The sequence below is a fragment of the Bacillus sp. 1780r2a1 genome, from assembly GCA_024134725.1.
In the GTDB taxonomy this organism is placed as follows: Bacteria; Bacillota; Bacilli; order Bacillales; family Bacillaceae_H; genus Priestia; species Priestia aryabhattai_A.
The window spans coordinates 2,785,533-2,810,496 of the sequence record CP099863.1 but is presented as its reverse complement, the minus strand read 5'-3'; the positions used below and the strand labels follow the sequence as shown (position 1 = coordinate 2,810,496).

Here is a 24,964-nt window from a genome sequence, read left to right as displayed (position 1 = left end):
AAAGCCGTGGCGAAAACGTCACGGCTTTGCTTGTAAAACTGGAATGCGAATAGTAAAAGAAACACCTTTATCTAAATTTTGTACGGAGATTGTCGCATTATGCATAGTAACAATCCGTTTTACAATACTAAGCCCGATGCCAAATTCTCCTTTTGAACCTTTTTCAAACGGTTCAAAAATTGTAGATAGTACGTTCTCTTCGATAGGAGGTCCGTCATTGGCAATGCAACACTCTACAACGTCCATCTCTTCATAGAAACTTTTGTGAACAGAGATAGAAATAGATGAATCAGCGTATCTAATCTGGTTTTCTAAAATGTTCTCAATAACTTTGGTCCATTGCTCTTTATCACCGTCAATAGTCACTCTATCATCCCTAATATCCCACTGGATTTCAGTACGACTCCACCGTAGCCTATCAACTACCTCGCCGATAAGTTCTGACAAAGTAAACGGCTCATGATTGACAGGGTGAGCAGATAAGTAATCTAGCTTTGTTAAATATAGTAAGTCACGGATTTTCTTTTCCAATTTCAGTGATTCATCTTCAATGACTTGAACGGTATTGGATAAATCCCCTTTTGGATAAATACCATCTTGTATCGATTGAGCGTAGCTTCTAATGACCATTACAGGCGTTTTCAAATCATGTGAGATATTTTGAAGAAGAGTTTGTTGTGCTTCTTCTTTCCGAATGAGTCGTTGTCGCATTTGTTCTATAGAAGAACCCAATTTTCCAATTTCATCCGTACGATCTAACGTTACAGGCTCGTGCCATTCTTGCTCTGCAATTCGCTTAACATGCTTCTCAAGTGATACAAGAGGGCGACTTAAATATTTTGCGAGCCAAATAGAAGGAATCCAGCTTAGAAGGAAAACAATGGACATTACGACTAATAGCTGTTTAAATAAAGCGGAAGCTAAAGCATTTCGATACGTATCCCATGAAAACGATAGTAAAAATGCCGGCTGGTCGTTAATGATTACTTTACTAACCACATAAAATAAAGTTCGATTACCTAAGTCTTTTTCATACCGTTCGACAGCTGATTCTTGATTTTGAGCTAGATGCTGTGCATGTCTTAAAAAATCTTGAGGTAGAACACGCGATGATAGGTAGGAAATATCGACATTTTCAGGTAATAAAATGTGGTCTACCGTACGGTTTCGTAAAGACGGTCCATCTTCATCATTGCTAAAATAATATTCACCAGACCGGCTAGGTAACCCGTATTCTTTTAAAATATGCTGTTCATTTTCAATACTTGTATAAATTTCATCCGTAAAGAATTGTCTAAGTGCGCTTGGAAACAACGTAGCTAACAAAAGTGAGATAACTAGTAATATGCCTGAGATGACAAGCCAAATTTGAAAAGCAAGAGATCGATTTTTCATGTGCTCATCATCCGATAACCATATCCATAAATTGTTTCAATTCGAGCGTGTGGGAGCTTTTTCCGAACTCTGCGTACTAAATCATCCACAACTCGGTCTGAACCGAAATAATCCTCACCCCAAATAGAGTTTAATAACTGCTCGCGTGAAAATGCTTGACCTATGTCTTTAGATAATGTGACAAGAAAATCAAATTCTTTTGACGTTAAATCAATAGGCTCATTGTTTTCATATACAGTTCGTGTATGAAGGTCTAACGTATAGGGACCGATAGCAATTGTTGATTCGTATTTTTGTTTTTGACCATATACAAGATTTAAAAGCTTTTGAACACGAATAACAAGCTCGCGAGGCAGGAAAGGCTTAGACAAGTAGTCATCGCTTCCCATTTCTAGCCCTAACACTCGATCAATATCTGCGTCTCTAGCAGAAATAAAAATCACGGGAATATGAGGGGTAGCGGACTTAATTTCACGGATGAGTTGATAACCATCGATATCAGGAAGCATGATATCTAAAACCCAAAGGCTAGGAGGGGTATGAATCATTGCCTTGGCATCTGTTCCATTTGAAAATGAAGTAACAGACCAACCTTCTTTTTGTAAATAAAGGGTTAAAACTTCATTTAAGTTTTGTTCATCTTCGACTAAGTAAATTGTAAAGCTCACTTTATACACACTCCTCTTTCTATTCAAAGCTATTATACTATGTGTTTGGAAGCAGAAAAAAATTTTTCACAATTTCCCATATTCTTTTGATACTTATCCCAAAATTTTGTTTTATAGTGTACATAACGAAAAAACATAATTGAATATAAAGGAGCTAACCATATGGAACCAAGAGACTTTAATCAAAATCACAATGATGATGAATATAACAGTCATTCTAACAATGAGCAAACACAGAATCAATACAATGAGGAATACGATAAAGCACGAAGTATGAGACAAGACTACTCGTCTTATCGTTCTGAGAATGGAAGAGAAGAAAAATCTAAAAAAAGGTTTTTACCATTTCTTGCATCGTCCATCGCAGGTGCTGTGTTAGGTGGAGGAATTGTGTTATATAGTGCACCTCACCTAGGGTTCATCAATGATGAAAGCCAAACCGATACTGCATCCACTTCAACAAGTGCTGCAACTACAGCTGCGACCAAAACCATTAGCACTAATGTAAGTCAAGGTGACCTAGTATCCGTTGTAGATAAAGTTTCACCGGCCGTAGTAGGTGTAAATAACATTCAAGAGCGAACCAATCCTTTTTCAGGAGATACGCAAACAGCAGAATCTGGAACAGGTTCAGGCGTCATCTTTAAGAAAGATAATAACAAAGCATATGTTGTAACAAACAATCACGTAATAGAAGGATCAAGTAAAGTTGAAGTTACGTTATCAAACGGAAAAAAAGAGGATGCCAAAATTGTAGGTGCGGATCCGCTCACTGATTTAGCTGTTTTAGAGATGGAAGCTAAAAACGTAGAAGCGGTAGCGGAGTTTGGTGATTCTACTTCACTTGTTGCCGGAGAACCGGTACTTGCAATTGGAAACCCTCTTGGTGAGCAGTTCTCAAGAACAGTTACACAGGGGATTGTGAGCGGCACGGAGCGAACGGTAAACATTACAACATCAGCTGGAGAATGGAACTTGGATGTTATTCAAACAGATGCAGCTATTAACCCAGGAAATAGCGGTGGAGCATTAATTAATGCTGCCGGTCAAGTAATTGGTATTAATAGTTTAAAGATTGCTGAAGACGGTGTAGAAGGTATTGGGTTTGCTATTCCAACTGCAGATGTTCAACCGATTATTGATAAGCTAATGAAAGACGGCAAAATTAATCGACCATATATGGGAGTTGGCCTGCAGGATGTAGCGGGTTTATCAGCTGCAATTAAAGAAAATGAGCTGGGCTTAACAGAAGATACTTCTGACGGTGTTGTGATTACAACAGTTGAACCTTTTTCAGCTGCTTCAGAAGCTGGCTTGCAATCAAAAGACATCATCGTAGGGATAGATGGTAAAGAAGTAAAAACATCCAGTGATTTACGCAAGTATTTATACACGGAGCGTGCAATTGGAGATAAAGTAAAGCTTGACGTTTACAGAAACGGAAAAAAAATAAACCTTTCACTAACGTTGAAGCAACAAGGCAACGATGAATGATGTACACAGCACGGCAGCTATTTCTATTTTTAATCGCTGCCTTGTTGATTACTGGGTGTGTAAATGCTTCAGAAGAAGTGGTTTTTCCAACACTAAACAATGAACAGCCGTCTAATAAGGTGGTCGCTATATACAGAGGTGACTCTATTACAAATGGTGAATTTCAAGAGTTTTTAGCCGTACAAGGTTTTCTAAACCCGGATGCTCCGGTAAACGATTCTTCTTATCGAAAAGATGCTCTATATCAGCTTATTGTTGATAAGTATGTAGGAGAAAAAGCTATGGATACTGATTGGGTAAATCAACAGTCAGAACAGCTGTGGAATGAAATTGAAAGTTCCTATAGTCAAAAAATTAGAGAGAAAGCCTATGAAGAGTTAGGCATTACGGAAGCAAGCGTAAAAAAACACATTAAAGCTCATTATCAATCCAAACAATTTTTTCGAGACAAAGTATCCGAAGAAGATGTAAACGATTATTTTGACAAAGCAGAATATAGCGCTGAATTTAAAACAGTTGAAGAAGCGAAAGAGCCAATTTTGCAAAAGCTTGTGCAAAAAGCTATCAATAGCTATATTCAGGATGAATTAAAGAGACAGGTTAAGCGCATTGAAGTCTCCTAATTCACCTTTTATATAGATTACTGAGGCTGGGACGTAGACATTTCAGCTACTCTAGAAAAGTTATGATTTGTATGCGAGAAGGAATCTTTCCTTATGCCCAAGCCTCATCCTATTCGTTCTTTTCATTGATGAAGCCCCCTTTTATCGTGATAGAGCAACGTGAATGAAGTGGAAAAAAATAGAAATAGACAAGTGGTTTTACAACTGATAAAATAAGAGTGTAAAACTTTCATTATTCGGAAAATTCATCGTCCTTTCACCTTTTGGTTGAAAGGCATTTTTTTGTTTACTTCCTGTAAAAGGATACAGAAGATAAAATGGATAGTAACTATTCATATTCCTCAAACGTGATGATAGCATCACGTTTTTTTGTAGTTAAATGTTAATGTTGAGCTTTATGAAAAGACGTGATGATTTGAAGTAAGCCATAGTTTAACTCATTTTTCTTTTAAAAGGCAGTCGATAAAATTAGGTTGGATTTCAACTTGTGAAATCCCTACATGAGACAAAGTATGTGCAAAAGGGGTAACTTCATCAATAAAAGACTCAAGTTCCTTAAGGCTAGGCAGCTGTAGTTTTGTAATAAAGCAAGCTTTTCCAGCTATCCTTTCACAAAACAAGGCGTATGGGTAAGTAGCGATAAACTTTTTAAAACGGTTATATTCTCCGTTTTTAATTGTAACCTCAACAAAACAAGAAATAGGAAGTCCTAATTTTTCACAGTTAATATTAACGGAATATCCGCTAATAATACCAACGTGTTCGAGGTGACGAACCCGTTCAGCGACGGACGGAGCCGATAAATTGACTAGTTTGGACAGCTCTCTCATAGAAAGTCGAGCGTTATTGGTTAACTCTTTTAAAATATGTAAATCAATGCGATCAATGTTCATAAGCTTCTATCATCTTTTCCGTTTTTATATTCTATTATAGTGAAAAAAGATAAAAAATTCTTCTTTTTTTCTTCTTATTTTAAGAGAGATTTTATTATTTAAAAAAGTATTGACATACCAAAAATGTGGGAGTAATATAAGGTGAAATCTTAAGTAATAACTTATTTTTCCATTTAAAGTAAGAAATCAACATAATACAATCGCTGAATCCTAATAGGAGCGGAGGAACCAATTTTGCACGTTTTGTGCTCGGGGTGAATCCTTTAGAGGTAGGGTTACTCTCATGACCCGAATCCGACAGCTAACTTCGTAAGCGTTTTGAGGGGGAGATGTAATGTGTAGAAAAACACAGGATCCTTCCTGTGTTTTTTTGTGCGTAAATTATTCGTTCAAATAAGTAAGATACTAAAAAAAGAGCACAATAAAAAAGAGAGAAACCGGAACAAGAAAGGATAGTTTGAAATGAAGAAGCAATTTGCGGTATTAGGATTAGGGCGTTTTGGCGGCAGCCTTGTAGAAGAATTCGTCAATCTAGATGTGGATGTTCTAGCTATTGACCGCAATCAAGAAGTCGTAAATAAGTACACAAATACAGCCACCTATGCGGTGCAGGCGAATGGTATAGATGAAGCAAGTCTCAAAAGTCTTGGAATTCGAAATGTTGATCATGCAATTGTATCATTTGGAGACGATATTGAAGCGAGTGTATTGGTAACAATGTTATTGAAAGATATGGGTGTGAAGCAGGTTTGGGTAAAAGCAGTAAATTCATACCATCAAAAAGTACTTGAAAAAATTGGAGCCGATAAGGTTATTCATCCTGAGCGAGATATGGCTAAGCGAATTGCGCACCACGTAGTTTCTGAAAAGATTATTGATTACATTGAACTTTCAAAGGACTATAGTATTGTGGAAATAATGGCTTCAAAAAAGATTCATAATAAAACACTATTTGATCTAAACATCCGTTCAAAGTATGGGTGTAATATTATTGGGTTTCAACGTGAAAACGGTGAAATGGTAATTTCTCCAACAGCTCATGAGATTATTCATGAAGGTGACATGCTCATTGTTATTGGACACAATCGAGATATTAATCGCTTTGAGGAAGAAGGCGTATAATCAATGAGTTTAGCCAGAAGTATTAAGCTAACGCCCCCCCAATTGTTAACATCAATCTTTGGGGGTGGAATTATTATTGGTGCACTACTTTTAATGCTTCCGTTTTCTACAACAGAACCAATCTCCTGGGTAGATGCTTTGTTTACATCTACTTCAGCCATGACGGTAACAGGGTTAGCGGTTGTAGATACAGGAACGCGCTTTACGGTATTTGGGCAGGTAATTATTATGCTTCTAATACAAGTGGGTGGATTAGGGATTATGTCGTTTGCTGTGCTAATCTTTATTATGCTTGGAAAAAAAATTGGTTATAAAGAACGAATGGTAGTCCAGCAAGCTTTAAATCAAACCAATATTGGCGGCGTCATTTTGCTAGTAAAGCGCCTTTTTATTTTCTCTTTTCTCATTGAATTAATTGCACTGATCTTTTTAGCAATTCGGTGGGTACCAGAATTCGGATGGGGAAAAGGACTGTTTTTTAGCTTGTTCCATTCAATATCAGCATTTAATAACGCTGGATTTGGTCTTTTATCGGATAGTTTAATGCAATACGTTGGCGATCCACTTATTAATATTACAATTTCATTCTTGTTTATTATTGGAGGTATAGGGTTTACAGTACTTGCTGACGTGTGGGTGAAAAAATCTTATAAAAAGTTAAGCCTCCATTCAAAGTTAATGATCATTGGAACATTCGTCATTAATATCGTTGCTATGCTGTTTATTTTTTTCTTAGAATACGGTAATGCCAAAACATTGGGAAGCTTAGCTCTTGGTGATAAAATTTGGGCCTCCTATTTTCAGGCTGTTACTACCAGAACTGCTGGATTTAATTCTATTGACATAGCTAACTTGACGGATTCAACAGCCTTTTTAATGATCATTTTAATGTTTATTGGGGCGGGAAGTGCGTCTACTGGTGGAGGAATAAAGTTAACGACATTTATTGTGATAACTTTCGCAGTCATTTCCTTTATTCGAGGGCGTGAAGATATTGTACTACTAAAGCGTCGATTAAGTGAGCTGTATGTATTAAAAGCGTTAGCTATTTCGACGATTTCCATTATGTTTGTGTTCCTGGCTATATTTGCATTAAATATCTCTGAGCCTAATATTCCTTTTTTAAAGCTAATGTTTGAAGTGGTGTCAGCGTTTGGTACAGTTGGGTTATCTATGGGAGCAACGCCAGAGTTATCATACGTTGGACGTGTTATTATTATTTTTATCATGTTTTTAGGTAAAATAGGTCCGTTAACCTTAGCGTTTTCTTTAGCTAAACCAAAACGGGAAAAAATTCGTTATCCAAATGAAGATGTATTGATTGGGTGATAAAGAGACCGCATTCTTTGTTTATCTATGAAAACAAAGAATGCGGTCTTCTTTTTTGTATTAAAACATAATAGTAGCCCCTAAAATTGTGGCGATCATCAAAAAAAATGTAAGCATTAAGATTCCTGGCAATTTTGATTGATTGCGCATTCACTCAATCCCTCCTTTTCAATTATTATCACGTTAAAGTGACTTCCTTTATATAACGTATAAGTAAGTCATTTAGATTCATTTTTTTTTGAAATATTTTAACGCACTTCCAAAAGCACACTCCTTCTTCAAGAAGGTAAAGACTGTAGTCCAACGGTTAGTGGAGGAAATAGTTCACGATATAAAGTCTTAATACTGAAAAAAGGTCATTTATAAAGTAGGGTGTAGCATTTCTATTTTATAAAAAAGTATCAGAATCCACGTTTGTCCATGGCAAAAAAACGTATATTGAATATAGTAAAATAGGAAGTCATTATGATTTCCTTTCACATCATAACGCCCTCTAATAAAGGCCCGATGCATGACAATTCCCCCAACTGTCTGGTTCGATCGGTATGTGACCATACTCTTTGTATGGTCTTTTTTACTTGTTAGATTGAAAGAAATCAATATATATAATAATTATTATAAAGAACTAAAAAAGAATAGGTCTTTATTAGTGTTTTTTAAAGTAAAGAATGTTTAGAATATTATTATAATATTATTTTATGATACTGATATAATAATATGAATATTTTGTAACTGTTCTTTTATACTTTCTAGTAAAGTATACTCTTTAATTGGGAAAAAAATACTTTTTGAATGCCCTTAGATTCGTTCATGTCAGCTTTTCTATACAGTCTATTAACCTATAGCCAAAAAGTTGTAAAAATAGATAATTAAAGTTAATAAATCCAACTTTCACTGGTAAAGTTAATGGATTGTCTCTGCTGCTACGAAACTACTAAAACTAGCAGTAGAAAATACGAAAGGGGCAATGGGATGAAAAAGTATAGTTGGTTAAAAGTTGTAACATCGTTAGCAATTACGGCAGGGGTATTAATACCATCTACTGGAGGAGCGTATGCAGCAACGGAAGAAAAAGAACAAGTAATCGTTGGATTTAAAAGTAGTGTTAATGAAAAAAGTATCACAAAAGCAAACGGTAAAATGAAAAAGAAAATGAAAGAATTACCGATTGCTGTTGCAGAAATGACTCCAAGCGAAGTTAAAAAACTTGAAAAAGATCCAAACGTAGCTTATGTAGAAGAAGATATTCGTGTTTCAGTAGCAGCAGACACGCAAGATTGGGGAATTTCCAAAGTGAAAGCTCCTACAAGCTGGGCTACTGGTTTAAGTGGTCAAGGTGTTAAGATTGCTGTAGTTGATTCTGGAGTTGCAACAAATCATCCTGACTTAAAAGTAGCTGGAGGGGCTTCATTTGTGTCCTATACATCTTCTTATAATGATGATAATGGACATGGTACGCACGTAGCAGGAATTATCGGTGCTGAAAACAATGGTACAGGTACAATTGGTGTTGCATATAATGCAGATATTTATGGTGTAAAAGTACTTGAGAGCAGCGGTTCTGGCAGCCTTTCTAGTATCATTGCTGGAATCGACTGGTCTGTAGCAAATGATATGGATATTATTAACTTAAGTTTAGGAACGTCTGTAGGCTCTACAGCATTAAAAACAGCAGTTGATCGTGCTTATCAAAGTGGAGCAGTTGTAGTGGCTGCTGCAGGAAACTCTGGAAATTCTGCTGGAACAGGGGATACAGTAAATTACCCAGCGAAATATAATTCAGTTATTGCTGTAGGAGCTACAGATCGTTATGATCGCCGTGCTTCATTCTCATCAACTGGCTCTACTGTTGAAATAGCAGCTCCCGGTGCAGCTATTCTAAGCACATACTTAAACGGTCAATATTCAACGTTAAGCGGTACGTCAATGGCTAGTCCTTATGTTGCTGGTATCCTAGCGCTATATAAACAAAAATATCCATCTTATTCAAATGCACAGTTACGTCAGTTGTTAATCAATAAATCAATTGATTTAGGACCAGCTGGTCGTGACACGCACTTTGGATACGGATTATCACAAGCTGGCACTTTTTAATTTAGATAAAGACAAAGCAGAGCCTTGGCTCTGCTTTGTTTATACTTTTTCAGATAGTGTATAAAGCTCATCGGATGATGCAGCAATCTTATCAATACGATTTGTTAATTCTGCAATAATAGAGGATATTTTGTCTAGTTCTTTTTTTGTTAGAACGCTTTGTTGTTTATTTTCTGTTGTGACACTCAAAACATTTGTGAAAAACGTTGTGATGTTATTCATATTTACCGTTGTATCTTTTGTTAACCCTGCAACTTCATCTCCAATCTCAGCTACGCTTTTGATTTGCTTTTGAATATCTTTAATGAAAGTTGAAATATTTGCAATCGATTTTTTGGTTTCCTCCGCTAATTTACGAACTTCCTGAGCAACCACAGCAAACCCTTTTCCATGTTCCCCTGCACGAGCTGATTCAATTGAAGCGTTTAAAGCAAGTAAGTTCGTTTGTTCAGCAATCGAGGTTACAATTGCCACGATTTGTGTAATTTGCTTTGATGTATCTTCTAATGTTTTCATGCGTTGCTGAATAAGAGACGTATTTTTCTGAATGTCATTAAGCATTGCTTGCTCTTGTTCGAGCTTAGTTTGACTTTCAATTGCATCTTTGGAAACCATCTCAGCTAACTCTGAACTTTTATTTGCAAATGATACAACATCCGCTGTTTGACCGCTTATTTGGCAAACAAACTGTGCTGTTTCCTCAGACAAGCTGGCTAATAAGGAAGAGGTATGGCTAATTTCATCTTGAATGAGCTTTTTCTCTTGATATAAAAGTTGTCGTTGTTCTTCAAAAGCTTCTTCATAAGCAGTTAACACAATTTGCTGTTCCAGGTTTATGAGCGTTGTAATACTTTTGATGGTTTGAATGCATGTTTCTTTCTCTTCTATCTCCTCATGGCATAAAGCAATTAATGCAATTTGTAAGTTCTGAAAAGCGCATAAATAAAAATTCGGTTCAAGACCAATTTTTACGTGCATGTGTGAAATCATTTTGCGCTTTTGGACAAATTCATCATCCACTTTGCCGTTAAACATTTCTAATATATGTTTTTGTAGCGTGTTTTTTAAGCGATCAATACTGCTGTGTTTTTCAATAATGGTAACTAAGTGTTGCTGTTCTCCAATAGCTCGGTAAAATTCATTTACAATTGAATTAAGATTTTCTTCAACTGCAGGCTGTAGCCTAACGATTCTATTAAGGTCGTCTAAGTTTAGACCAATCATTTTGATTTGTTGTTGAATTGCTAAATTAGACACTTGCATGCTTGCGTTCATTTCTTCAAGAGCAACTACTTTTTCGGTACGTGTATTTCTCCTAAACCAATTCATAAAATCACCTATTATCCTTAAAGTTGTAAGCACATATATGGGTATATAACGGTCATGGACCCTTACTATGTATTTCGGTTTACTTGTTGAAAAGCTTGAGCGTTATTTTTAAAAATGTCATGAAAATGTGATGTGCTGTCATGGAATTGTTATGTTCCATTTATCTGACTGTGATGCGTACATGATAAGGTGATACAGTGACCACTTTGATCGATAGTAGTGGGGAAAATAGGTGAAGGAGTGTGTATAATGAAAAAATTGGTTGCGTCTATGTTAATGGGAGGAGCCGTATTGTCTACACCAGTCATTGGACAAGCTGCTTCAAGCGACGAGCTATTAAAGCAAGGGATGAAAAATGAAAGCGTATATGAAGTAAAAGATATTTTAAAGCAGGAAGGATATTTAAAGGGTGAGGTTTCTACATACTTTAATTACGAAACAAAAGTAGCAGTTCAAGCTTTTCAACAAGACCATAATTTAAACGCTGATGGAATTGTTGGACCAAAGACACATCAAGAACTAGAAACAACGGGAGTTGAAGAAGGAACGTCTAGCTTGGATGAGTCTGCGGTTATTAGTAAAGCCAAATCTCTTATTGGAACACCTTATAAATGGGCAGGTACAACACCTTCTGGCTTCGATTGCAGTGGTTTTTTACAATATGTATATAAGGAAAGTGTAGGTGTAGAAATCCCGCGCACAGTGGCAGACATATATGCAGCAGGTGAAAGTGTGAAGGAACCTTCCGTAGGAGATATTGTTTATTTTGAAACGTATAAGGAAGGACCTTCTCATGCAGGGATTTATTTAGGTAATGATCAGTTTATTCATACATCTACTTCAAAAGGTGTAACAATCAGTGATAAAAACTCGAGCTATTGGAGTGAACGTTATTTAGGTGCTAAAAGAGTAAAATAGGTTGAGAAAACAGTAGAGACTTCTACTGTTTTTTTGTTTTTTAAAAGTTAAACCATTGTTCATCCTTTCTTTCTTAGAATCCAAGACAAGCGCATATTTATTGAAAAATGTGAAAAAAGTTCTATCACTTCCTCCTTACAGCTTGTATATATTGGTAAAGTAATCGTTTGAGTGTTCTAGTAAAATTCAAATGATTTCATAACTAACAAGGAGGAAAAAATATGTGGTGTTATAGCTATTATCGTCTCAAAAAGAAAATTAAGAGACTGTTATTTTCAAAAAGATTTGGTACTTTTATCGAAAACAGTACAAAAAAAGCAGTAGAAGAGGTTGTTTATTCTCAGCGGTTTCGAGACTACTTTATTCAGCTGATAAGAGAAGCAGATGTTTCACCTTTTAAGGAAATTGCACTTCAATATTTAAATGAAGAGGTTGTCATTTCAACAGTTGCGGGACCTTTGCAAGGTACGGTTACTGAAGTAGGCGATGACTATTTAAGGTTAACCGAAAGTGCTACTTCCAGTGTTTTATTACCATTTACTAGTATTATTACAATTCAAAAAGCTTAAAGAGAGGAGGGAAAAACATGTTTCAAGAAGCATTAAGAGCAAGCATTGGTTCATTTGTGCAAATTATCACCCCAGTCGATATTATTAGCGGTACATTAATTGCAGTATTTGAAGCTTCAATTGTTGTTCGTACATCAAGCTCATATGGAGAGCCTACTGATGTTACAATACCTTTTACATCTATCACATATGTTCGTATTATTAGCGGAGATGAATAAAGTGAAAGTATCGGTTATCATTCCAGCATGTAATGAAGAGGAGTCATTGCAAAGTGTCGTCCAGGAAATAAAAAAAATAGCACCTTTTGAAATTATTGTTGTTGTAAATGGAGCTACTGATAATACAGTTTTAATTGCAAAGCAAGAAGGATGTAAAGTACTAACGTACCAAGAGAAACTTGGGATTAACATTGGTCGAGCAATTGGCGCAAAAAAAGCAAAGGGAGATATCCTTTTATTTCTAGATGGAGATATTGTTGTACCTTTTGAAGAGCTAAACCAGTATGTGCAAGCTATTAAAGATGGCCATGACCTTGCGCTGAATGACTTAGAATGGACAATGAAGCGGAAAATTCGTCCTCACGTAGTGGCTGTCTCAAAATATATGCTTAATTTAAGCTTAAAAAGACCAGATTTAACGGTTCAAGCCGTTACTGCAATTCCACATGCTATAAAGCGCTCATCAGCTGAAAAAATTGGCTTTGAAAATTTAGCTCATCCCCCTTTAATGCAGACAATTGCTATCTTAAAAGGAATGTCTGTTGTATACCCTTGTTCCACAGATGTGATTTATACCAACCGAATTCGTAATACCCATAAAACCCTAGTTCCTAACTCTCCATTTCCCTTTTCTACGGAGTCAATTTTAGCTGATCATCTAAAGGCTTTTTCTCACTTAATTTATCAAAAAGGAGTAAGGGGAGGACTTACGGATGGAAATCGTAACCGTCAGATTGTATCAGAATATACACCTACGCTTCTTAAAAGAGAGAGATGTAAAACAAGTGCAATCATTCCGGTAGGAGAAGAAAGGGAAACAATTCACCTTGTCATTCAGGAAGTACAAAAAGCAGGAATTGAAGAGATTATTGTAGTAGCAAACGGATCTGATGAAATAACGATTTCAAGAGCACGCGAAGCAGGTGCAACGGTACTTGTTTACCCAAATAGGCTTGGACATAATGTTCCAAGAGCAATTGGCGCAATGTACAGTTCAGGTGATATTTGTTTGTTTATTGACGGAGACATCGTTATTTCTGCCGAAAACCTTCAACCTTTCATCCGTGCAGCTGAAAACGGGGTTGACGTTGCGCTCAATAATTTAGAGTGCTTATTAGACCAAGTGCACCCTTTACATTCTGTTAGTGCAGCAAAGTATTTTTTAAACGCTATCAGCAAGCGACCAGATTTAACTATTAACACAACAACAGCAATTCCCCATGCAATAAAAAGAGAAGTAATGGAGAAAGTCGGATATGACTCGCTCATCATTCCTCCTTTATTTCATTTGAAAAGTTTGTTAGCAGGCTTTTCAGTCAAACCAATTCACTTTGTAGACGTAGCGCGTACCAACCGCATTCGAAAAGAGCATTTAAAGACAATAGGATTGCCTCAATCAACGGAAAGAATCTTAGGAGATCATATTGAAGCAATTGCTTATCTACTGAATGAAACAACGGAAAGAGGTCTCTTTTTAAAAGATACAAGAAGACATGACATTTTGTCTGAGGTGATGCGCGATGAAAACTAAAAAAGTAGCGGTATTAGGACTTGGGTATGTGGGATTACCTTTAGCTTTATTATTTGCTAAAAAAGGATTTAATGTTATAGGTCTTGATGTTGACCGTAGCAAAGTTAACCTACTTCAGCAAGGAAAAAGCTATATTCCAGATGTATCAAATGAGGAAATTAAAAGAGAAAAAAATTTTAAAGCTCAATTTTTACAAAGCGGAATTGAAGAGTTTAAACAGTGTGAATATGTAATTGTGACAGTTCCAACACCAATTAATGATCAGCATGAGCCGGATTTAACGGCAATGATTAGCGCTTCGGAATTTTTGCAAAAAGAAATGATTGCAGGGCAAACGGCAATCTATGAGAGCTCAACTTATCCAGGTACGTTAGAAGAAGTTGTATTACCAATTCTTTTAAAATCAAACTTACAAGTAGGAACCGACTTTTATCTCGCTTATTCTCCTGAAAGAGTAGACCCGGCAAATGCGCATTATCACATTGAACAAATTCCTAAAGTGATTAGTGGATATACGGAAAAATGCTTACAAAAAGTTAGTGAATTTTATGGTAGCGTCTTTCAAAAAGTGGTTCCTGTTTCGTCACCAAACGTGGCTGAAATGTGTAAACTGTTTGAGAATATTCAGCGATTAGTTAATATTTCTCTTGTGAACGAAACGAATGTATTATGTGAACAGCTGAACATTGATTTTTATGAAGTACTTGAAGCAGCAGCAACGAAACCATTTGGATTTACTCCGTATTATCCGGGGCCTGGTATTGGTGGGCACTGTATTCCCGTAGACCCGCTTTACTTTGTATGGAAGCTAAAACAGGTTGGTTTAAAGAGTGAGCTCATTCAAGCAGCTCATGAAATTAATGAACAAATGACTGAGCATGTGGTGAGACTTGTTGAAAAGCAACTTGATAAAAATGAAAAAAATATTTTAGTCATTGGCATTGCGTATAAACGAGATGTAAACGACGTACGGGAGTCACCAGCATTGCCGATATGCAACGAGCTAATTGCAAGAGGATATAAGCTATCATATCATGATCCATATATCGACTCTTTTACGCTAAATGGTAGCAATATTCAGTCTGTAGAGCTTACTAAACAAGCCGTACAACAAGCGGATGTAGTCTTAATCTTAACGGACCATCAAAACATTGATTGGTCACTTGTGAAAACTGCTTTGAAAATAGTAGACACAAGAGGAGTATTAAGGCGTTAAAAAGGAGGGTGTAATGTGAAGAAGCTTTCGGTCATTTTAATTGTTCAAAATGATGAAGCAACAATTAGACAAGTGATTCGCAGTACTCACTGCTTAAACCCTTATGAAGTTCTTATCGTAGCCAATCAGTCAACCGATGCATCGGTTTTAATTGCAAAAGAAGAAAGCTGTGTTGTAAAAATAGAGAATGGTGAAGAAACAGCACATGAATTGCGAATGAAAATGACTCGCATGTGTAAGGGAGATGTCTTTTTATATTTGGATAGCGACTACATCATCTCAGAGAAACAAATAAAACAATTTGTTCAACCACTTTTATTTAGTCACTGTGATGTGGTTTTAAACAAATGGGATAAAGCATTTCAGCATGATTTTGGAAGATTTGAAGTCATGTGGAGCAGAGTTCTGCACGATATGTATGATAAACCTCATTATGCCAATGCGTACCTTTCTCCTCCCTATGCATTTTCGAAGGAAGTATATAGTCAATTATCTTCTGGAGTTTACACAGACCCTCTTGCTTTATTTATTGAATTGCACACTAATTCGTTTCGAATAAGTCATCACCTTTCCATTACTACTTTTGGAGAAGGAAAGTTTGTTCCTGGTGCTTATGAAAACAAACGAGCTGAATATAAAGAAAGATATAAGATGCTTTTGGACGAATATATAGCTAAAACGAATAATGTTTCAAAAGGGATCAACGGAAAAAACGATTATCAGCCATATGAAAAAATGAGCAAAGGGTGGGGCAAACTTTCCTCTTTTTATAAAGGAAAACAGCTATCAGTTGTCATACCAGTAAAGAATGAAGCCAAAACGCTACAAGAAGTGATCAAAGAGGTTCGAAAGCTTGAACCTCTTGAGGTTATAGTTATAGTTAACGGCTCTACGGATGAATCAGAGCGAATTGCTAAAAGTATGGGAGCACACACAATTGTTTATAAGAATGCGTTAGGACATGATGTGGGTAGAGCGATAGGTGCTGAGGTTTCAAAGGGAGATATCCTTTTATTTGTAGATGGAGACTTTAGTATTAAAGCCTATGATTTATATCCATTTGCAAGAGCGATAGCAGACGGCCTAGATGTAGCTTTAAATAAAAGTGAAGATGAAAAGAGCTTATCTCATAGTGTGCAGGCTTGGAAATTTCTATTGAATGAAATAAACGATAGAGGAGATTTATGGATGAGCTCCTTAACCGCAGTTCCCCATGCACTTAGTAAACAAACGGTAAATAAGATTGGTACTGATGTTCTCGCTAGTCCTCCTATGGCGATGTTAAAATGCTTTCAAAACCAATTAAGCATAGCTTCTGTTCATGATGTTAACGTAAATAAACAGAATCGTTTTCGATTTCATGATCAGCTTCCAACCAATTTCATTAGCCCAACAGCGGAGCTTATTATTAAGGAATATATGAGAGCTTTTTATTTAAGTTGATAGTGAGAATAAACCTACTTACTAACAAAATGTAAGGGGTTTATTTTTTGTTACATAATTATAATATAAAAATAACTTGTAATTATATATATTGCTACTACAATAGTGATAGAGAATACATAAAAGGAGGGAATAGCATGAAGGGTTATGCAATTGGTACATTTTTTATACGGATTGTATTAGGTTTAACATTTTTTATTCATGGTCTAAGTAAGTTCCAAGGTGGAATTGAGGGAACTGTAGGTTTTTTTGACAGCCTTGGTATTCCTGGTTTTATAGCATATGTAGTAGCAGTTATTGAATTAATTGGTGGAGTTGCTGTTATCGTCGGACTAGGTACACGAATTGTTGCAGCGCTGTTTGTTTTCGTTATGCTAGGAGCTATTTTTACAGCGAAGCTAGGAGCTCCATTCTTAGGTGGATATGAGTTAGATATTGCACTGCTAGCTATGTCTTTACATCTTGTCTTTGCAGGAAGTGGAACATTATCTTTAGATCATCTTTTGAAGAAAGAAGAAAGCTATTCGTAAAGAAGCACAGTTTAACGCTGTGCTTTTTACTATAAGAAAAAGTTAATCGTTTTCGTTTTGAAATGGTAATATTTTTATCGTTAAATGGTATTGAAAATTCTTAAAAAAAGAGTAGAATGTAGGAATAACCTTTTTAAAAAAAGGGTATAGAGAAAAGCAGGAGCTTAAGCGGGATGAATAGCGTATATTTCAAAGTAGAAAAGGAGATGTTCATATGCCAATCATTCTCAAAGATGTTGTAGTAGGGTTTTTCTCAATGGCTGCTGCAGGTATATTTGCTTTTCAAGGAATTGAAGTTGTATCTGCTGTTGTAGACTTAGTACAATCTTGGAAACAAAACTAACCATTCAACTATAAGCGAAAGCATGTAGATATAATTTCTACATGCTTTTTTTATTGCTTATCTCTTCTGATTTTAAAATAAATGAATACATATAGTAGGAGGAAACGAGCGGTTCATATGATGTATACTAGTAATAAATAAGTTTCCATGAGAATTGTACAAGGTATGACAGGGGGAAAATGATGAAGTATGGGAGATGGATAATTTTAGGGGTTGTTAGTACAAGTATGGTACTTACGGGATGTGGAAAAGAGAAGAGCATTAGTGACCATGCATCTCATTCACATCATGAAACTGAAACGATAGCGGACATTCGCGAAGAAACAAAGAGTAATGAAATTTTACCAACGTTTTTAAATGATAAAGACGAAAATATGAAAGTTGTATATCGCTCAGTTGGTAAACACAAGGAGCTTCTTGAAAAGATTCCTTGTTACTGCGGATGTGGTGATACAGCAGGTCACACAAGCAGTTACGATTGTTTTATTTATGAAAACAAGACAAGTGGAGCTGTTGTATGGGATGATCACGCAACAAGGTGTGGGATATGTCTAGACATTGCTGCGCAGTCAGTAATTGAATACAGCCAAGGTAAAAGTATAAAGCAAATTCGAAAAGATATTGATGAGAAATATAAAAAAGGATATGGAAAACCTACTCCAACTCCTGAGATATAGTAATGCCTGGAATGGAATGATAAGTATAAAATTCCTTCCAGGCATTTTATTTTCACCTAAAAATAAAATGTGTTATAATTAGAATAATTAGAAAACTCAATTTAGGAAGGAGAGGAAATGAAGTCTATGTTAGTAAAGGAATCTAAAAATCAAAAGTTGTCTGATGAATGGAAAACTTACAATTTGTTAGGTAGAGTCATCTTAATCAGTTCATTATTGCTTGTGTTTTTTGTATTATGGGTGATGTTTAGTATGCTTACAACGTAAAAACGCTGTATGGAAAGTGAGAATCCACACAGCGTTTTTTTTATTTCACTTCTTCAACCGATTGTTCTAATTCATGCACTTCAGTTTCGATGTTCTCAAGCTCTTGTTTTACTTGACTATCTGCTTCTAATGTAGGGACTTCTTCATGCGTTTCTTCCTCGATATCTGTACGTTCAGTAGTCGCAGCGGCTTCAAGTTCTTCAGTCGATGGACGAAGTGATTTTACTTTGTTTACAACTTGAACAGACTGTTCTGATACAACTTGTGAGATGCGTGCAGTACGTTGTTTTAAGTCTTGTCCTTTTGCATAGACGCTTTCTTTTACTTGCCCAGTTTTTGCTAATGCTTGATTAGCTTGATCTTGAATGCTAGCGCGGAGCTCTTTTCCAGATTTCGGAGCTACTAACAGCGCAGTTGCAACCCCCACAACGCTCCCTACAATAGTACCTACTAAAAGCTCTTTACTACCTCTGTTTACAACTTGTTTTACGTTTTCTTCTTTCATGACATATACCTCCTCTTATAATATGTAATCATATGAAGGACCTACCATTTTGTTGAATACTTCCTGTAAAACATATTGCGTTAGTTGAAAAAATCTGCCGCTTGCCGTCGGATGCTCGTACAGGTTGATGAATTTTGATTGTTATATAATATTCAACTATCCTTCCAAGAACCCTTCTTTTTTGACATGAAAATTGTAAAAAAACTTGTCTTTAAAATACGACACAATAAAACGACAAGATTCGTTTTGGATCTGTTGGATTTTTAAAAGAAAGTTTTATATGATAGAGTGTGAAATAAAATGTTTGTTGAATGTGTTGGAGGGATTTATACATATGTCTACATCAAAATATCGAACGGTTCTAGAAGCCGGACCCGGCGAACTTGAAGAATTAAAAAACAAAGCGAAGCAGGATAGCTGGCAACCTATTTATCATATCTATCCTGAGTATGGCTTAATGAATGACCCAAATGGTTTAATTCAACTTAATGGAGAATATCATGTCTTTTACCAGTGGTATCCTTATGGAGCAATTCACGGCATGAAGCATTGGGCTCATGTAAAGTCAAAAGATTTAGTGAATTGGGAAAGACTTCCTGTAGCTATTACTCCAACCGAAAAGTATGAGTCACATGGAGCGTACTCTGGAGGTGCTATTGTAAAAGAGGGAAAAGGGTTGCTTTACTATACGGGAAATGTAAAGTATGAAGATGGATCTCGTACAGCAAATCAATGCATTGCTATCTTGCATGAAGACGGGATAGTAGAAAAGTATAGTCAGAATCCTGCAGTGGAAGGCGTTCCAAATGGTTACACTGGTCATGTTCGCGATCCAAAGGTATGGAAAGAAAACGACATGTACTACATGCTTTTAGGAGCGCAGCGTGAAAACGAAACGGGAACGTTAATTGTATACGAATCAACTGATGCGCTTGATTGGCAATTTAAAGGTGAAGTGAAAACAAAACTACCTAATTTTGGCTATATGTGGGAGTGTCCTGATTACTTTAAATTAGATGGCAAAGACGTTTTTGTCTTTTCACCTCAAGGGATTCAAGCAGAAGGTCATAATTTCCATAATATCTATAATGTTATTTATGCCGTAGGCACATTTAACCTAGATGAGCTAACGTTTGATATGGAATACTATCGTGAAATCGACAAAGGTTTTGACTTTTATGCTCCTCAAACGTTTGAAGATGAAACAGGAAGGCGTTTAATGTTTTCCTGGATTGGAAATCCAGACGTAGAATATCCATCTGATCAATATGGTTGGGCTCATGCTTTATCCCTTCCTCGTGAGCTTTCGTTGGAAGGAACAGAATTAGTTCAAAAGCCTGTCTCGGAGTTAACAAAACTAAGGGACGATGCGGTTCATTTTCGCGGTCGTTTAACAGATGAAGAAGTTATTATTGATGAAGCTACGAACAATGCCTATGAAATAGATATGAGCTTCACCAATATTAATGCTTCTCAAGTAGGCTTACAGCTTTTTAACAGCAAAGAAGAGACGCTAATGCTTGTTTTTGATCGTGAAAAAGAGGAAGTGCGAGTAGATCGTTCTCGTTTTAAGCATCAATACGCTACGGATTACGGGGTTATAAGAACGGAAAAATGGTTGCCAACTTCTTCTATAGATGTTCGCATTTTCGTTGATAAAAGCATTTTAGAAGTGTATATTAACGGAGGAAAAACAGTATTTACTTCACGCGTATTTCCACAAAAAGACTCAAAGTCTGCAGTTACGGTATTTGCAAAAGGCGAAGCAAATTATCAAATTGCCTACTATGGTTTATCAAGAGGAATTTAGAGCTAAAAAGAAAGGTCAGGAATTGTTCTTGGCCTTTTAGTTTGGAATAAAACCAACTTGACACATTGGAATAATTAGTTTAATGTTTGAATACATACTGTAAAGAAGGTACCAGACTGGATAACCAGAGGTTCTTACATTAGTAGCACAAACGTGCTGATGTAAGAGCCTTTTTTTATAAAAAAGGAGATGATACATATGAAATCACTGTTAGTCGTTGGAGGAGATAATATTGAAGGGTTAATTGAAAAGTTAAAAAAAAGCGGATTTGATCATGTTTTCCATTGTAACGGAAGAAAGGCAAACATGACTAAAATTTCTATTCCAAAAAAGATAGATGCTATTTTAATTTTAACCAATTACATTAACCATAACTTATCTTTGGCAATAAAACGACAAGCACAAGAAAGAAAAATACCTGTTTATTATGCTAAGCGGTCTTGGTGGGCTATTCAAGAGGAAGTGAAGAAAATGCCTTTATACGCTGTTTCTCAAAGCTAAGAATTTAAATTCTTAGCTCTTTTTTTATTTTAAACTTGTTTTTGTTAATTTAATTGTGTACAATTAAATTAACAAAAATCAAAAAGGAGAAATGAATCAATGAAAACATTGTATGAAACAACAGTTATTAATACCGGAGGAAGAAGTGGTGAAGTGCATTCTCCAGATAATATTTTCAACTTAGAAGTTGCTGCACCTTCATCACTAGGAGGTAATGCAACAACTGAAACAAATCCAGAGCAATTGTTTGCTGCTGGCTACAGCACATGTTTTAACAGTGCTTTAGAGTTTATGTTGAAAAGACACAGCGTTGAAATTGAAAGCAGTAAGGTAACCGCTACGGTACGTCTTGGAACAGATGCTAAAGATCAAGGAGTTAAATTAGAAGTTGACTTAACGGTCCATGTTGAAGGATTAGATTTAGACAATGCCAAGAAGTATGTAGAAATGGCACATTCTTATTGTCCATATTCAAAAGCAATTAGTGGTAACGTTGATGTGAAAATTGACGTGGTTTAATTAAGTAAGCTCTGATGACAATATTCTCATCAGAGCTCTTTTTGCATTGCGGTGTAGGGAAATCGATACGTATACATTAGAAAACTTGTATAGTAGACTGAAGAATAAGAGTTAAATAAATTGGAGGGGAAATAATGTATACCGTGTTTTCAACATTTGATGTACCTGATGAAAAAGCAGAAGAAGTGATTAATATTTATAAAAAGCGCTCAAGGAAAGTTGACCAAGCACCTGGCTTTGTAGACTTTCAACTGTTACAAAATGATAAGCGTCTGGGAGAGCTGACGGTGCAGCTTACATTTGAAACGAAAGATTTTTATTTAACATGGGTGCGAAGCAAAGAGTTTAAAGAAATTCATGAGCTTGAAAAAAAATATCCAGATCAAGAATTAGCTGCTACCATTCCGAGTATACGTCAGTATAAGGTTGTGGCTACATGAAAAGCCTTCCTATAAATGAAATTGTGGAAAAGGTAACGGAAAAAATTTATGAGCAAGAGCCGTCACTTTTACAAAAATTTGGCGAACGAGGGAAGCAAAAATGCATAGAAGACAATCATTATCATATGAAATATTTACATACGTCATACTTGCTTCAAAATGAAACAGTGTTTAGTGATTATGCTCTATGGTTGAATAGTTTGTTAACGAGTAGAGGCATGAAAACGAAGCATATTATTGATAATTTTATCCTAATTGAAGAAGCTCTTTTAGACCTAGCTGGAGATGTTGATGAACCAGCTAAATCGTATCTCTCTTATTTACAAGCGGCGAATGAAGTGTTACAAGGAGCGGAGAAAAATGATTCGATTACTGACGAGAAATGATGCAGGTCACTATGTTAAACTAAGGCTTGAATCGCTTTTGGAAAGTCCGACGGCCTTTCTAAAAACTTATGCTGAAGAAGTTAGCACTCCTCAATTAGAAAAAGAAATGGGAGAGAAGCTAGCAAAAGAGCATTTTTACACATTCGGTTCTTTTCAAGATGAGCGGCTTGTCGGAATGATTACCCTTCAAGCAGAGCAACCTTTGAAGATTCGCCATAAAGGTAACCTGTTGGCAATGTATGTAGAAAAAGGTGTACGAGGAAATGGCCTTGCTAAAGGGCTTGTGCAAGTTGCGTTAGATAAAGCAAAAGAATTAGGGCTTGAACAGCTGCAGCTCACCGTTGTTTCGACGAACAAAGAAGCAATCGCACTTTATGAATCGCTTGGATTTGTGACCTATGCAGTTGAACGAAATGCACTAAAGCATAAAGGACAGTATTGGGATGAAGAGCATATGGCTTTATCGTTAAGATAAAGCTGCTTCCTTTTTTATAAACGAAAATAAGCTTTAGAATGCTAAGTAGCGAATTGCTAATTTATATAGTCAAAGATAAAACAAGCCGCATTAATGTATAATGCGGCTTGTTTTATCTGGATAGAAATAATAGTAGTATAACTGTAAAAGTTTTGCAAATTAAGACTGGGACAGCTCTTTTTGTCCAACTTTTTTGATTAAGACAAACCCGATTATAACGGAAAGAAATGCAAGAATCATGATGCAAGTAAATACCGTATGGATACCCGAAAAGAGATGCTCCTGAATGGACGCTAACGAACTTGGAGCTATCTTTTGGTGTTCAAAAGATGAATTAATCATTGAGCTATCACCGCCGTTTGCATTCACTTGAAGGTTAAACAAAGTACCAAAAACGGCAGCTCCTAGAGTCTGACTAAACGTATTTGTAAAGGTATTTAAAGAAATAGCTGTTCCACGTTTGTGTTGTGGTACAGAACCTTGAATAATCAGCATGAGTACAGGCGTAATAATCCCCATACCAAGTCCAAGAATTCCAATTGAAGCATAAATGAACCAATCAGATGCTTCCTGTGTTAATGAAAATAAAGAGGATGCTGCAATTAATAAAAAAATCGTTCCAAGCGTAATAACATATGTAGGTTTTAACTTTGAAACGAGCTGACCAGAAAAAATAGATCCAATCGTCCAGCAAACGGGCATTGGCATTAGCATAAAGCCAGCAGCTGTAGCGCTTTTTCCAAGTATACCTTGCGTAAATAAAGGAAGGTATACTGTTATGCTGATTAAAATACCACCCATGAATAGTGTTAAAAAGTTAACAGTTGTAATGGTGGAGTTCGAAAACAGGTTTAGGGGTACAAGTGGTTCAGGAGATTGTTTCTGAATCCAAATGAAAAGAATAAAAAGCACAAACGAGCTGCTAAACAAACCGATAAGTAAATTGTCGGTCCACTGCTGCGTCTGGCTTCCTGTTAAAAGCGCATAAAGCAAAGCGATAACCCCTAATGAAAAAGTAACAGCCCCTGGATAATCAATATGTCTTTTTTCTTTCAGAATTTGTTCTTTGTAATATTTCACAATCATAAACAAGGATAAAAGGCCAAACGGAACGTTTAAAAAGAAGATGTAGCGCCACGATAGCGTATCCACCAAAAATCCACCTAATAAAGGGCCAATGACCCCTGAAACACCCCACACAGCGCTAATCCAACCTTGTGCTTTTACGCGAGCCTGAGCTTCTTTATTTAAGTCGCCAATGATAGTCATTGTAATGGGCATAACAGCTCCAGCTCCTAAGCCTTGAATAGCACGAAAGACAATGAGTTGCGTCATGTTCATTGCCATTCCACATAGCATTGATCCAATTAAAAAGATAACGATGCCAACGAGTAACACGCGTTTGCGTCCCAACAAGTCAGCAAGCTTTCCATAAATGGGCGTCGACACAGCTGTTGCTAACATATAAATTGCATAGACCCAACTTACTAATTCAATGCCTGATAGATCACTTGTAATCCTAGGTGTAGCAGTACTAACGATAGTACCTTCCATCGCTGCTAGTGACGTAACAAGCATGAGTGCAATCATAATTTGTTTTTTCATAGAAGCAGCCTTCCTTTCTTAAATAACTCCAAACTTTTACAGTATACCTTATTTAATGTTATTA

General features: G+C 36.2%; 26 protein-coding genes and 1 riboswitch. Of the genes, 20 read left to right on the top strand and 6 right to left on the bottom strand.

Annotated features, from left to right (window positions below; all coding sequences use genetic code 11):
* Nucleotides 1-18 precede the first annotated feature (18 nt).
* Both NIZ91_14115 and NIZ91_14110 read right to left on the bottom strand, forming a co-directional pair.
* Entirely contained in the window at nt 19-1,395 is a 1,377-nt protein-coding gene (locus NIZ91_14115; protein USY53883.1) for an ATP-binding protein, read from the bottom strand.
* Nucleotides 1,392-2,063, bottom strand: a complete 672-nt coding sequence (locus tag NIZ91_14110) for a response regulator transcription factor (GenBank protein ID USY53882.1) — start codon at nt 2,061-2,063, stop codon at nt 1,392-1,394. The genes NIZ91_14115 and NIZ91_14110 overlap by 4 nt, the downstream gene beginning before the upstream one ends.
* A gap of 273 nt (nt 2,064-2,336) precedes the next feature.
* Between NIZ91_14110 and NIZ91_14105 the strand changes: the two genes are divergently transcribed.
* Nucleotides 2,337-3,557 (top strand): trypsin-like peptidase domain-containing protein, encoded by a 1,221-nt coding sequence (locus tag NIZ91_14105; protein ID USY57175.1) that lies wholly within the window; start codon nt 2,337-2,339, stop codon nt 3,555-3,557.
* Nucleotides 3,554-4,180, top strand: a complete 627-nt coding sequence (locus NIZ91_14100; GenBank protein ID USY53881.1) for a hypothetical protein — start codon at nt 3,554-3,556, stop codon at nt 4,178-4,180. Before NIZ91_14105 ends, NIZ91_14100 begins: the two co-directional genes overlap by 4 nt.
* Nucleotides 4,181-4,617: 437 nt before the next feature.
* Here NIZ91_14100 and NIZ91_14095 read toward each other — a convergent pair whose 3' ends face one another.
* A complete protein-coding gene (locus NIZ91_14095; protein USY53880.1) occupies nt 4,618-5,073 on the bottom strand; it encodes an Lrp/AsnC family transcriptional regulator in 456 nt (151 codons plus the stop codon).
* A gap of 191 nt (nt 5,074-5,264) precedes the next feature.
* A riboswitch (cyclic di-AMP (ydaO/yuaA leader) is annotated at nt 5,265-5,404 on the top strand.
* A 131-nt stretch (nt 5,405-5,535) separates the two neighbouring features.
* On the opposite strand from NIZ91_14095, the gene NIZ91_14090 reads away from it, so the two are divergent.
* The 3 genes from NIZ91_14090 (at nt 5,536) to NIZ91_14080 (ending at nt 9,618) form a co-directional block, all read left to right on the top strand.
* Nucleotides 5,536-6,195: a TrkA family potassium uptake protein gene (locus NIZ91_14090; GenBank protein ID USY53879.1), complete on the top strand. Its 660-nt coding sequence runs from the start codon at nt 5,536-5,538 to the stop codon at nt 6,193-6,195.
* A 3-nt stretch (nt 6,196-6,198) separates the two neighbouring features.
* A complete protein-coding gene (locus NIZ91_14085; protein USY53878.1) occupies nt 6,199-7,524 on the top strand; it encodes a TrkH family potassium uptake protein in 1,326 nt (441 codons plus the stop codon).
* A gap of 972 nt (nt 7,525-8,496) precedes the next feature.
* Nucleotides 8,497-9,618, top strand: a complete 1,122-nt coding sequence (locus NIZ91_14080) for a S8 family peptidase (GenBank protein USY53877.1) — start codon at nt 8,497-8,499, stop codon at nt 9,616-9,618.
* A gap of 39 nt (nt 9,619-9,657) precedes the next feature.
* Here the strand turns inward: NIZ91_14080 and NIZ91_14075 are convergent, their stop codons facing one another.
* A complete protein-coding gene (locus NIZ91_14075) occupies nt 9,658-10,947 on the bottom strand; it encodes a globin-coupled sensor protein (GenBank protein ID USY53876.1) in 1,290 nt (429 codons plus the stop codon).
* Between the two features lie 249 nt (nt 10,948-11,196).
* On the opposite strand from NIZ91_14075, the gene NIZ91_14070 reads away from it, so the two are divergent.
* From NIZ91_14070 to NIZ91_14030, 9 genes are all read left to right on the top strand, one after another.
* Complete coding sequence (locus NIZ91_14070) at nt 11,197-11,865, top strand: NlpC/P60 family protein (protein ID USY53875.1); 669 nt, start codon at nt 11,197-11,199, stop codon at nt 11,863-11,865.
* 221 nt (nt 11,866-12,086) lie between these two features.
* Nucleotides 12,087-12,434 carry a DUF2642 domain-containing protein gene (locus NIZ91_14065; protein USY53874.1) on the top strand — a complete coding sequence of 116 codons (348 nt, stop codon included), beginning with the start codon at nt 12,087-12,089 and terminating at the stop codon, nt 12,432-12,434.
* A gap of 17 nt (nt 12,435-12,451) precedes the next feature.
* A complete protein-coding gene (locus NIZ91_14060; GenBank protein USY53873.1) occupies nt 12,452-12,652 on the top strand; it encodes a hypothetical protein in 201 nt (66 codons plus the stop codon).
* A complete protein-coding gene (locus tag NIZ91_14055; protein USY53872.1) occupies nt 12,594-14,183 on the top strand; it encodes a glycosyltransferase family 2 protein in 1,590 nt (529 codons plus the stop codon). The genes NIZ91_14060 and NIZ91_14055 overlap by 59 nt, the downstream gene beginning before the upstream one ends.
* Nucleotides 14,173-15,399, top strand: coding sequence for a nucleotide sugar dehydrogenase (locus NIZ91_14050; protein USY53871.1), 1,227 nt, complete (start codon nt 14,173-14,175; stop codon nt 15,397-15,399). The genes NIZ91_14055 and NIZ91_14050 overlap by 11 nt, the downstream gene beginning before the upstream one ends.
* A gap of 15 nt (nt 15,400-15,414) precedes the next feature.
* Nucleotides 15,415-16,842, top strand: a complete 1,428-nt coding sequence (locus NIZ91_14045) for a glycosyltransferase family 2 protein (GenBank protein ID USY53870.1) — start codon at nt 15,415-15,417, stop codon at nt 16,840-16,842.
* Nucleotides 16,843-16,979: 137 nt separating this feature from the next.
* The gene (locus NIZ91_14040) at nt 16,980-17,372 is read left to right on the top strand and encodes a DoxX family protein (GenBank protein ID USY53869.1); all 393 of its coding nucleotides are present in this window, start codon (nt 16,980-16,982) and stop codon (nt 17,370-17,372) included.
* Between the two features lie 525 nt (nt 17,373-17,897).
* Complete coding sequence (locus NIZ91_14035) at nt 17,898-18,392, top strand: PCYCGC domain-containing protein (GenBank protein ID USY57174.1); 495 nt, start codon at nt 17,898-17,900, stop codon at nt 18,390-18,392.
* Between the two features lie 117 nt (nt 18,393-18,509).
* Nucleotides 18,510-18,659, top strand: a complete 150-nt coding sequence (locus tag NIZ91_14030) for a hypothetical protein (protein ID USY53868.1) — start codon at nt 18,510-18,512, stop codon at nt 18,657-18,659.
* Nucleotides 18,660-18,699: 40 nt separating this feature from the next.
* On the opposite strand, the gene NIZ91_14025 is transcribed toward NIZ91_14030, so the two are convergent.
* On the bottom strand, nt 18,700-19,164 hold the full coding sequence (locus NIZ91_14025) for a YtxH domain-containing protein (GenBank protein USY53867.1): 465 nt from the start codon (nt 19,162-19,164) through the stop codon (nt 18,700-18,702).
* A 334-nt stretch (nt 19,165-19,498) separates the two neighbouring features.
* On the opposite strand from NIZ91_14025, the gene NIZ91_14020 reads away from it, so the two are divergent.
* From NIZ91_14020 to NIZ91_13995, 6 genes are all read left to right on the top strand, one after another.
* The gene (locus NIZ91_14020; GenBank protein ID USY53866.1) at nt 19,499-20,974 is read left to right on the top strand and encodes a sucrose-6-phosphate hydrolase; all 1,476 of its coding nucleotides are present in this window, start codon (nt 19,499-19,501) and stop codon (nt 20,972-20,974) included.
* A 198-nt stretch (nt 20,975-21,172) separates the two neighbouring features.
* Nucleotides 21,173-21,475 carry a DUF2325 domain-containing protein gene (locus tag NIZ91_14015; GenBank protein ID USY53865.1) on the top strand — a complete coding sequence of 101 codons (303 nt, stop codon included), beginning with the start codon at nt 21,173-21,175 and terminating at the stop codon, nt 21,473-21,475.
* 99 nt (nt 21,476-21,574) lie between these two features.
* A complete protein-coding gene (locus NIZ91_14010) occupies nt 21,575-21,994 on the top strand; it encodes an organic hydroperoxide resistance protein (GenBank protein USY53864.1) in 420 nt (139 codons plus the stop codon).
* A gap of 134 nt (nt 21,995-22,128) precedes the next feature.
* On the top strand, nt 22,129-22,434 hold the full coding sequence (locus NIZ91_14005) for an antibiotic biosynthesis monooxygenase (protein USY53863.1): 306 nt from the start codon (nt 22,129-22,131) through the stop codon (nt 22,432-22,434).
* Nucleotides 22,431-22,820, top strand: coding sequence for a hypothetical protein (locus NIZ91_14000; GenBank protein USY53862.1), 390 nt, complete (start codon nt 22,431-22,433; stop codon nt 22,818-22,820). The genes NIZ91_14005 and NIZ91_14000 overlap by 4 nt, the downstream gene beginning before the upstream one ends.
* Entirely contained in the window at nt 22,795-23,295 is a 501-nt protein-coding gene (locus NIZ91_13995) for a GNAT family N-acetyltransferase (GenBank protein USY53861.1), read from the top strand. The genes NIZ91_14000 and NIZ91_13995 overlap by 26 nt, the downstream gene beginning before the upstream one ends.
* A 159-nt stretch (nt 23,296-23,454) precedes the next feature.
* Here the strand turns inward: NIZ91_13995 and NIZ91_13990 are convergent, their stop codons facing one another.
* The gene (locus NIZ91_13990; GenBank protein USY53860.1) at nt 23,455-24,900 is read right to left on the bottom strand and encodes an MFS transporter; all 1,446 of its coding nucleotides are present in this window, start codon (nt 24,898-24,900) and stop codon (nt 23,455-23,457) included.
* Nucleotides 24,901-24,964: the final 64 nt, after the last annotated feature.

What these genes read in the sequence shown, in the direction of transcription:
- NIZ91_14115 (USY53883.1), bottom strand. Translation starts at nt 1,395, where the DNA reads ATGAAAAATCGATCTCTTGCTTTTCAAATTTGGCTTGTCATCTCAGGC.
- NIZ91_14035 (USY57174.1), top strand. Translation starts at nt 17,898, where the DNA reads ATGAAGTATGGGAGATGGATAATTTTAGGGGTTGTTAGTACAAGTATG.
- NIZ91_13995 (USY53861.1), top strand. Translation starts at nt 22,795, where the DNA reads ATGATTCGATTACTGACGAGAAATGATGCAGGTCACTATGTTAAACTA.
- NIZ91_14020 (USY53866.1), top strand. Translation starts at nt 19,499, where the DNA reads ATGTCTACATCAAAATATCGAACGGTTCTAGAAGCCGGACCCGGCGAA.
- NIZ91_14090 (USY53879.1), top strand. Translation starts at nt 5,536, where the DNA reads ATGAAGAAGCAATTTGCGGTATTAGGATTAGGGCGTTTTGGCGGCAGC.
- NIZ91_14070 (USY53875.1), top strand. Translation starts at nt 11,197, where the DNA reads ATGAAAAAATTGGTTGCGTCTATGTTAATGGGAGGAGCCGTATTGTCT.
- NIZ91_14080 (USY53877.1), top strand. Translation starts at nt 8,497, where the DNA reads ATGAAAAAGTATAGTTGGTTAAAAGTTGTAACATCGTTAGCAATTACG.
- NIZ91_14105 (USY57175.1), top strand. Translation starts at nt 2,337, where the DNA reads ATGAGACAAGACTACTCGTCTTATCGTTCTGAGAATGGAAGAGAAGAA.
- NIZ91_14030 (USY53868.1), top strand. Translation starts at nt 18,510, where the DNA reads ATGAAGTCTATGTTAGTAAAGGAATCTAAAAATCAAAAGTTGTCTGAT.
- NIZ91_14100 (USY53881.1), top strand. Translation starts at nt 3,554, where the DNA reads ATGATGTACACAGCACGGCAGCTATTTCTATTTTTAATCGCTGCCTTG.
- NIZ91_14050 (USY53871.1), top strand. Translation starts at nt 14,173, where the DNA reads ATGAAAACTAAAAAAGTAGCGGTATTAGGACTTGGGTATGTGGGATTA.
- NIZ91_14095 (USY53880.1), bottom strand. Translation starts at nt 5,073, where the DNA reads ATGAACATTGATCGCATTGATTTACATATTTTAAAAGAGTTAACCAAT.
- NIZ91_14015 (USY53865.1), top strand. Translation starts at nt 21,173, where the DNA reads ATGAAATCACTGTTAGTCGTTGGAGGAGATAATATTGAAGGGTTAATT.
- NIZ91_14000 (USY53862.1), top strand. Translation starts at nt 22,431, where the DNA reads ATGAAAAGCCTTCCTATAAATGAAATTGTGGAAAAGGTAACGGAAAAA.
- NIZ91_14040 (USY53869.1), top strand. Translation starts at nt 16,980, where the DNA reads ATGAAGGGTTATGCAATTGGTACATTTTTTATACGGATTGTATTAGGT.
- NIZ91_14005 (USY53863.1), top strand. Translation starts at nt 22,129, where the DNA reads ATGTATACCGTGTTTTCAACATTTGATGTACCTGATGAAAAAGCAGAA.
- NIZ91_14010 (USY53864.1), top strand. Translation starts at nt 21,575, where the DNA reads ATGAAAACATTGTATGAAACAACAGTTATTAATACCGGAGGAAGAAGT.
- NIZ91_14085 (USY53878.1), top strand. Translation starts at nt 6,199, where the DNA reads ATGAGTTTAGCCAGAAGTATTAAGCTAACGCCCCCCCAATTGTTAACA.
- NIZ91_14025 (USY53867.1), bottom strand. Translation starts at nt 19,164, where the DNA reads ATGAAAGAAGAAAACGTAAAACAAGTTGTAAACAGAGGTAGTAAAGAG.
- NIZ91_14055 (USY53872.1), top strand. Translation starts at nt 12,594, where the DNA reads ATGTTACAATACCTTTTACATCTATCACATATGTTCGTATTATTAGCG.
- NIZ91_14065 (USY53874.1), top strand. Translation starts at nt 12,087, where the DNA reads ATGTGGTGTTATAGCTATTATCGTCTCAAAAAGAAAATTAAGAGACTG.
- NIZ91_14075 (USY53876.1), bottom strand. Translation starts at nt 10,947, where the DNA reads ATGAATTGGTTTAGGAGAAATACACGTACCGAAAAAGTAGTTGCTCTT.
- NIZ91_14060 (USY53873.1), top strand. Translation starts at nt 12,452, where the DNA reads ATGTTTCAAGAAGCATTAAGAGCAAGCATTGGTTCATTTGTGCAAATT.
- NIZ91_13990 (USY53860.1), bottom strand. Translation starts at nt 24,900, where the DNA reads ATGAAAAAACAAATTATGATTGCACTCATGCTTGTTACGTCACTAGCA.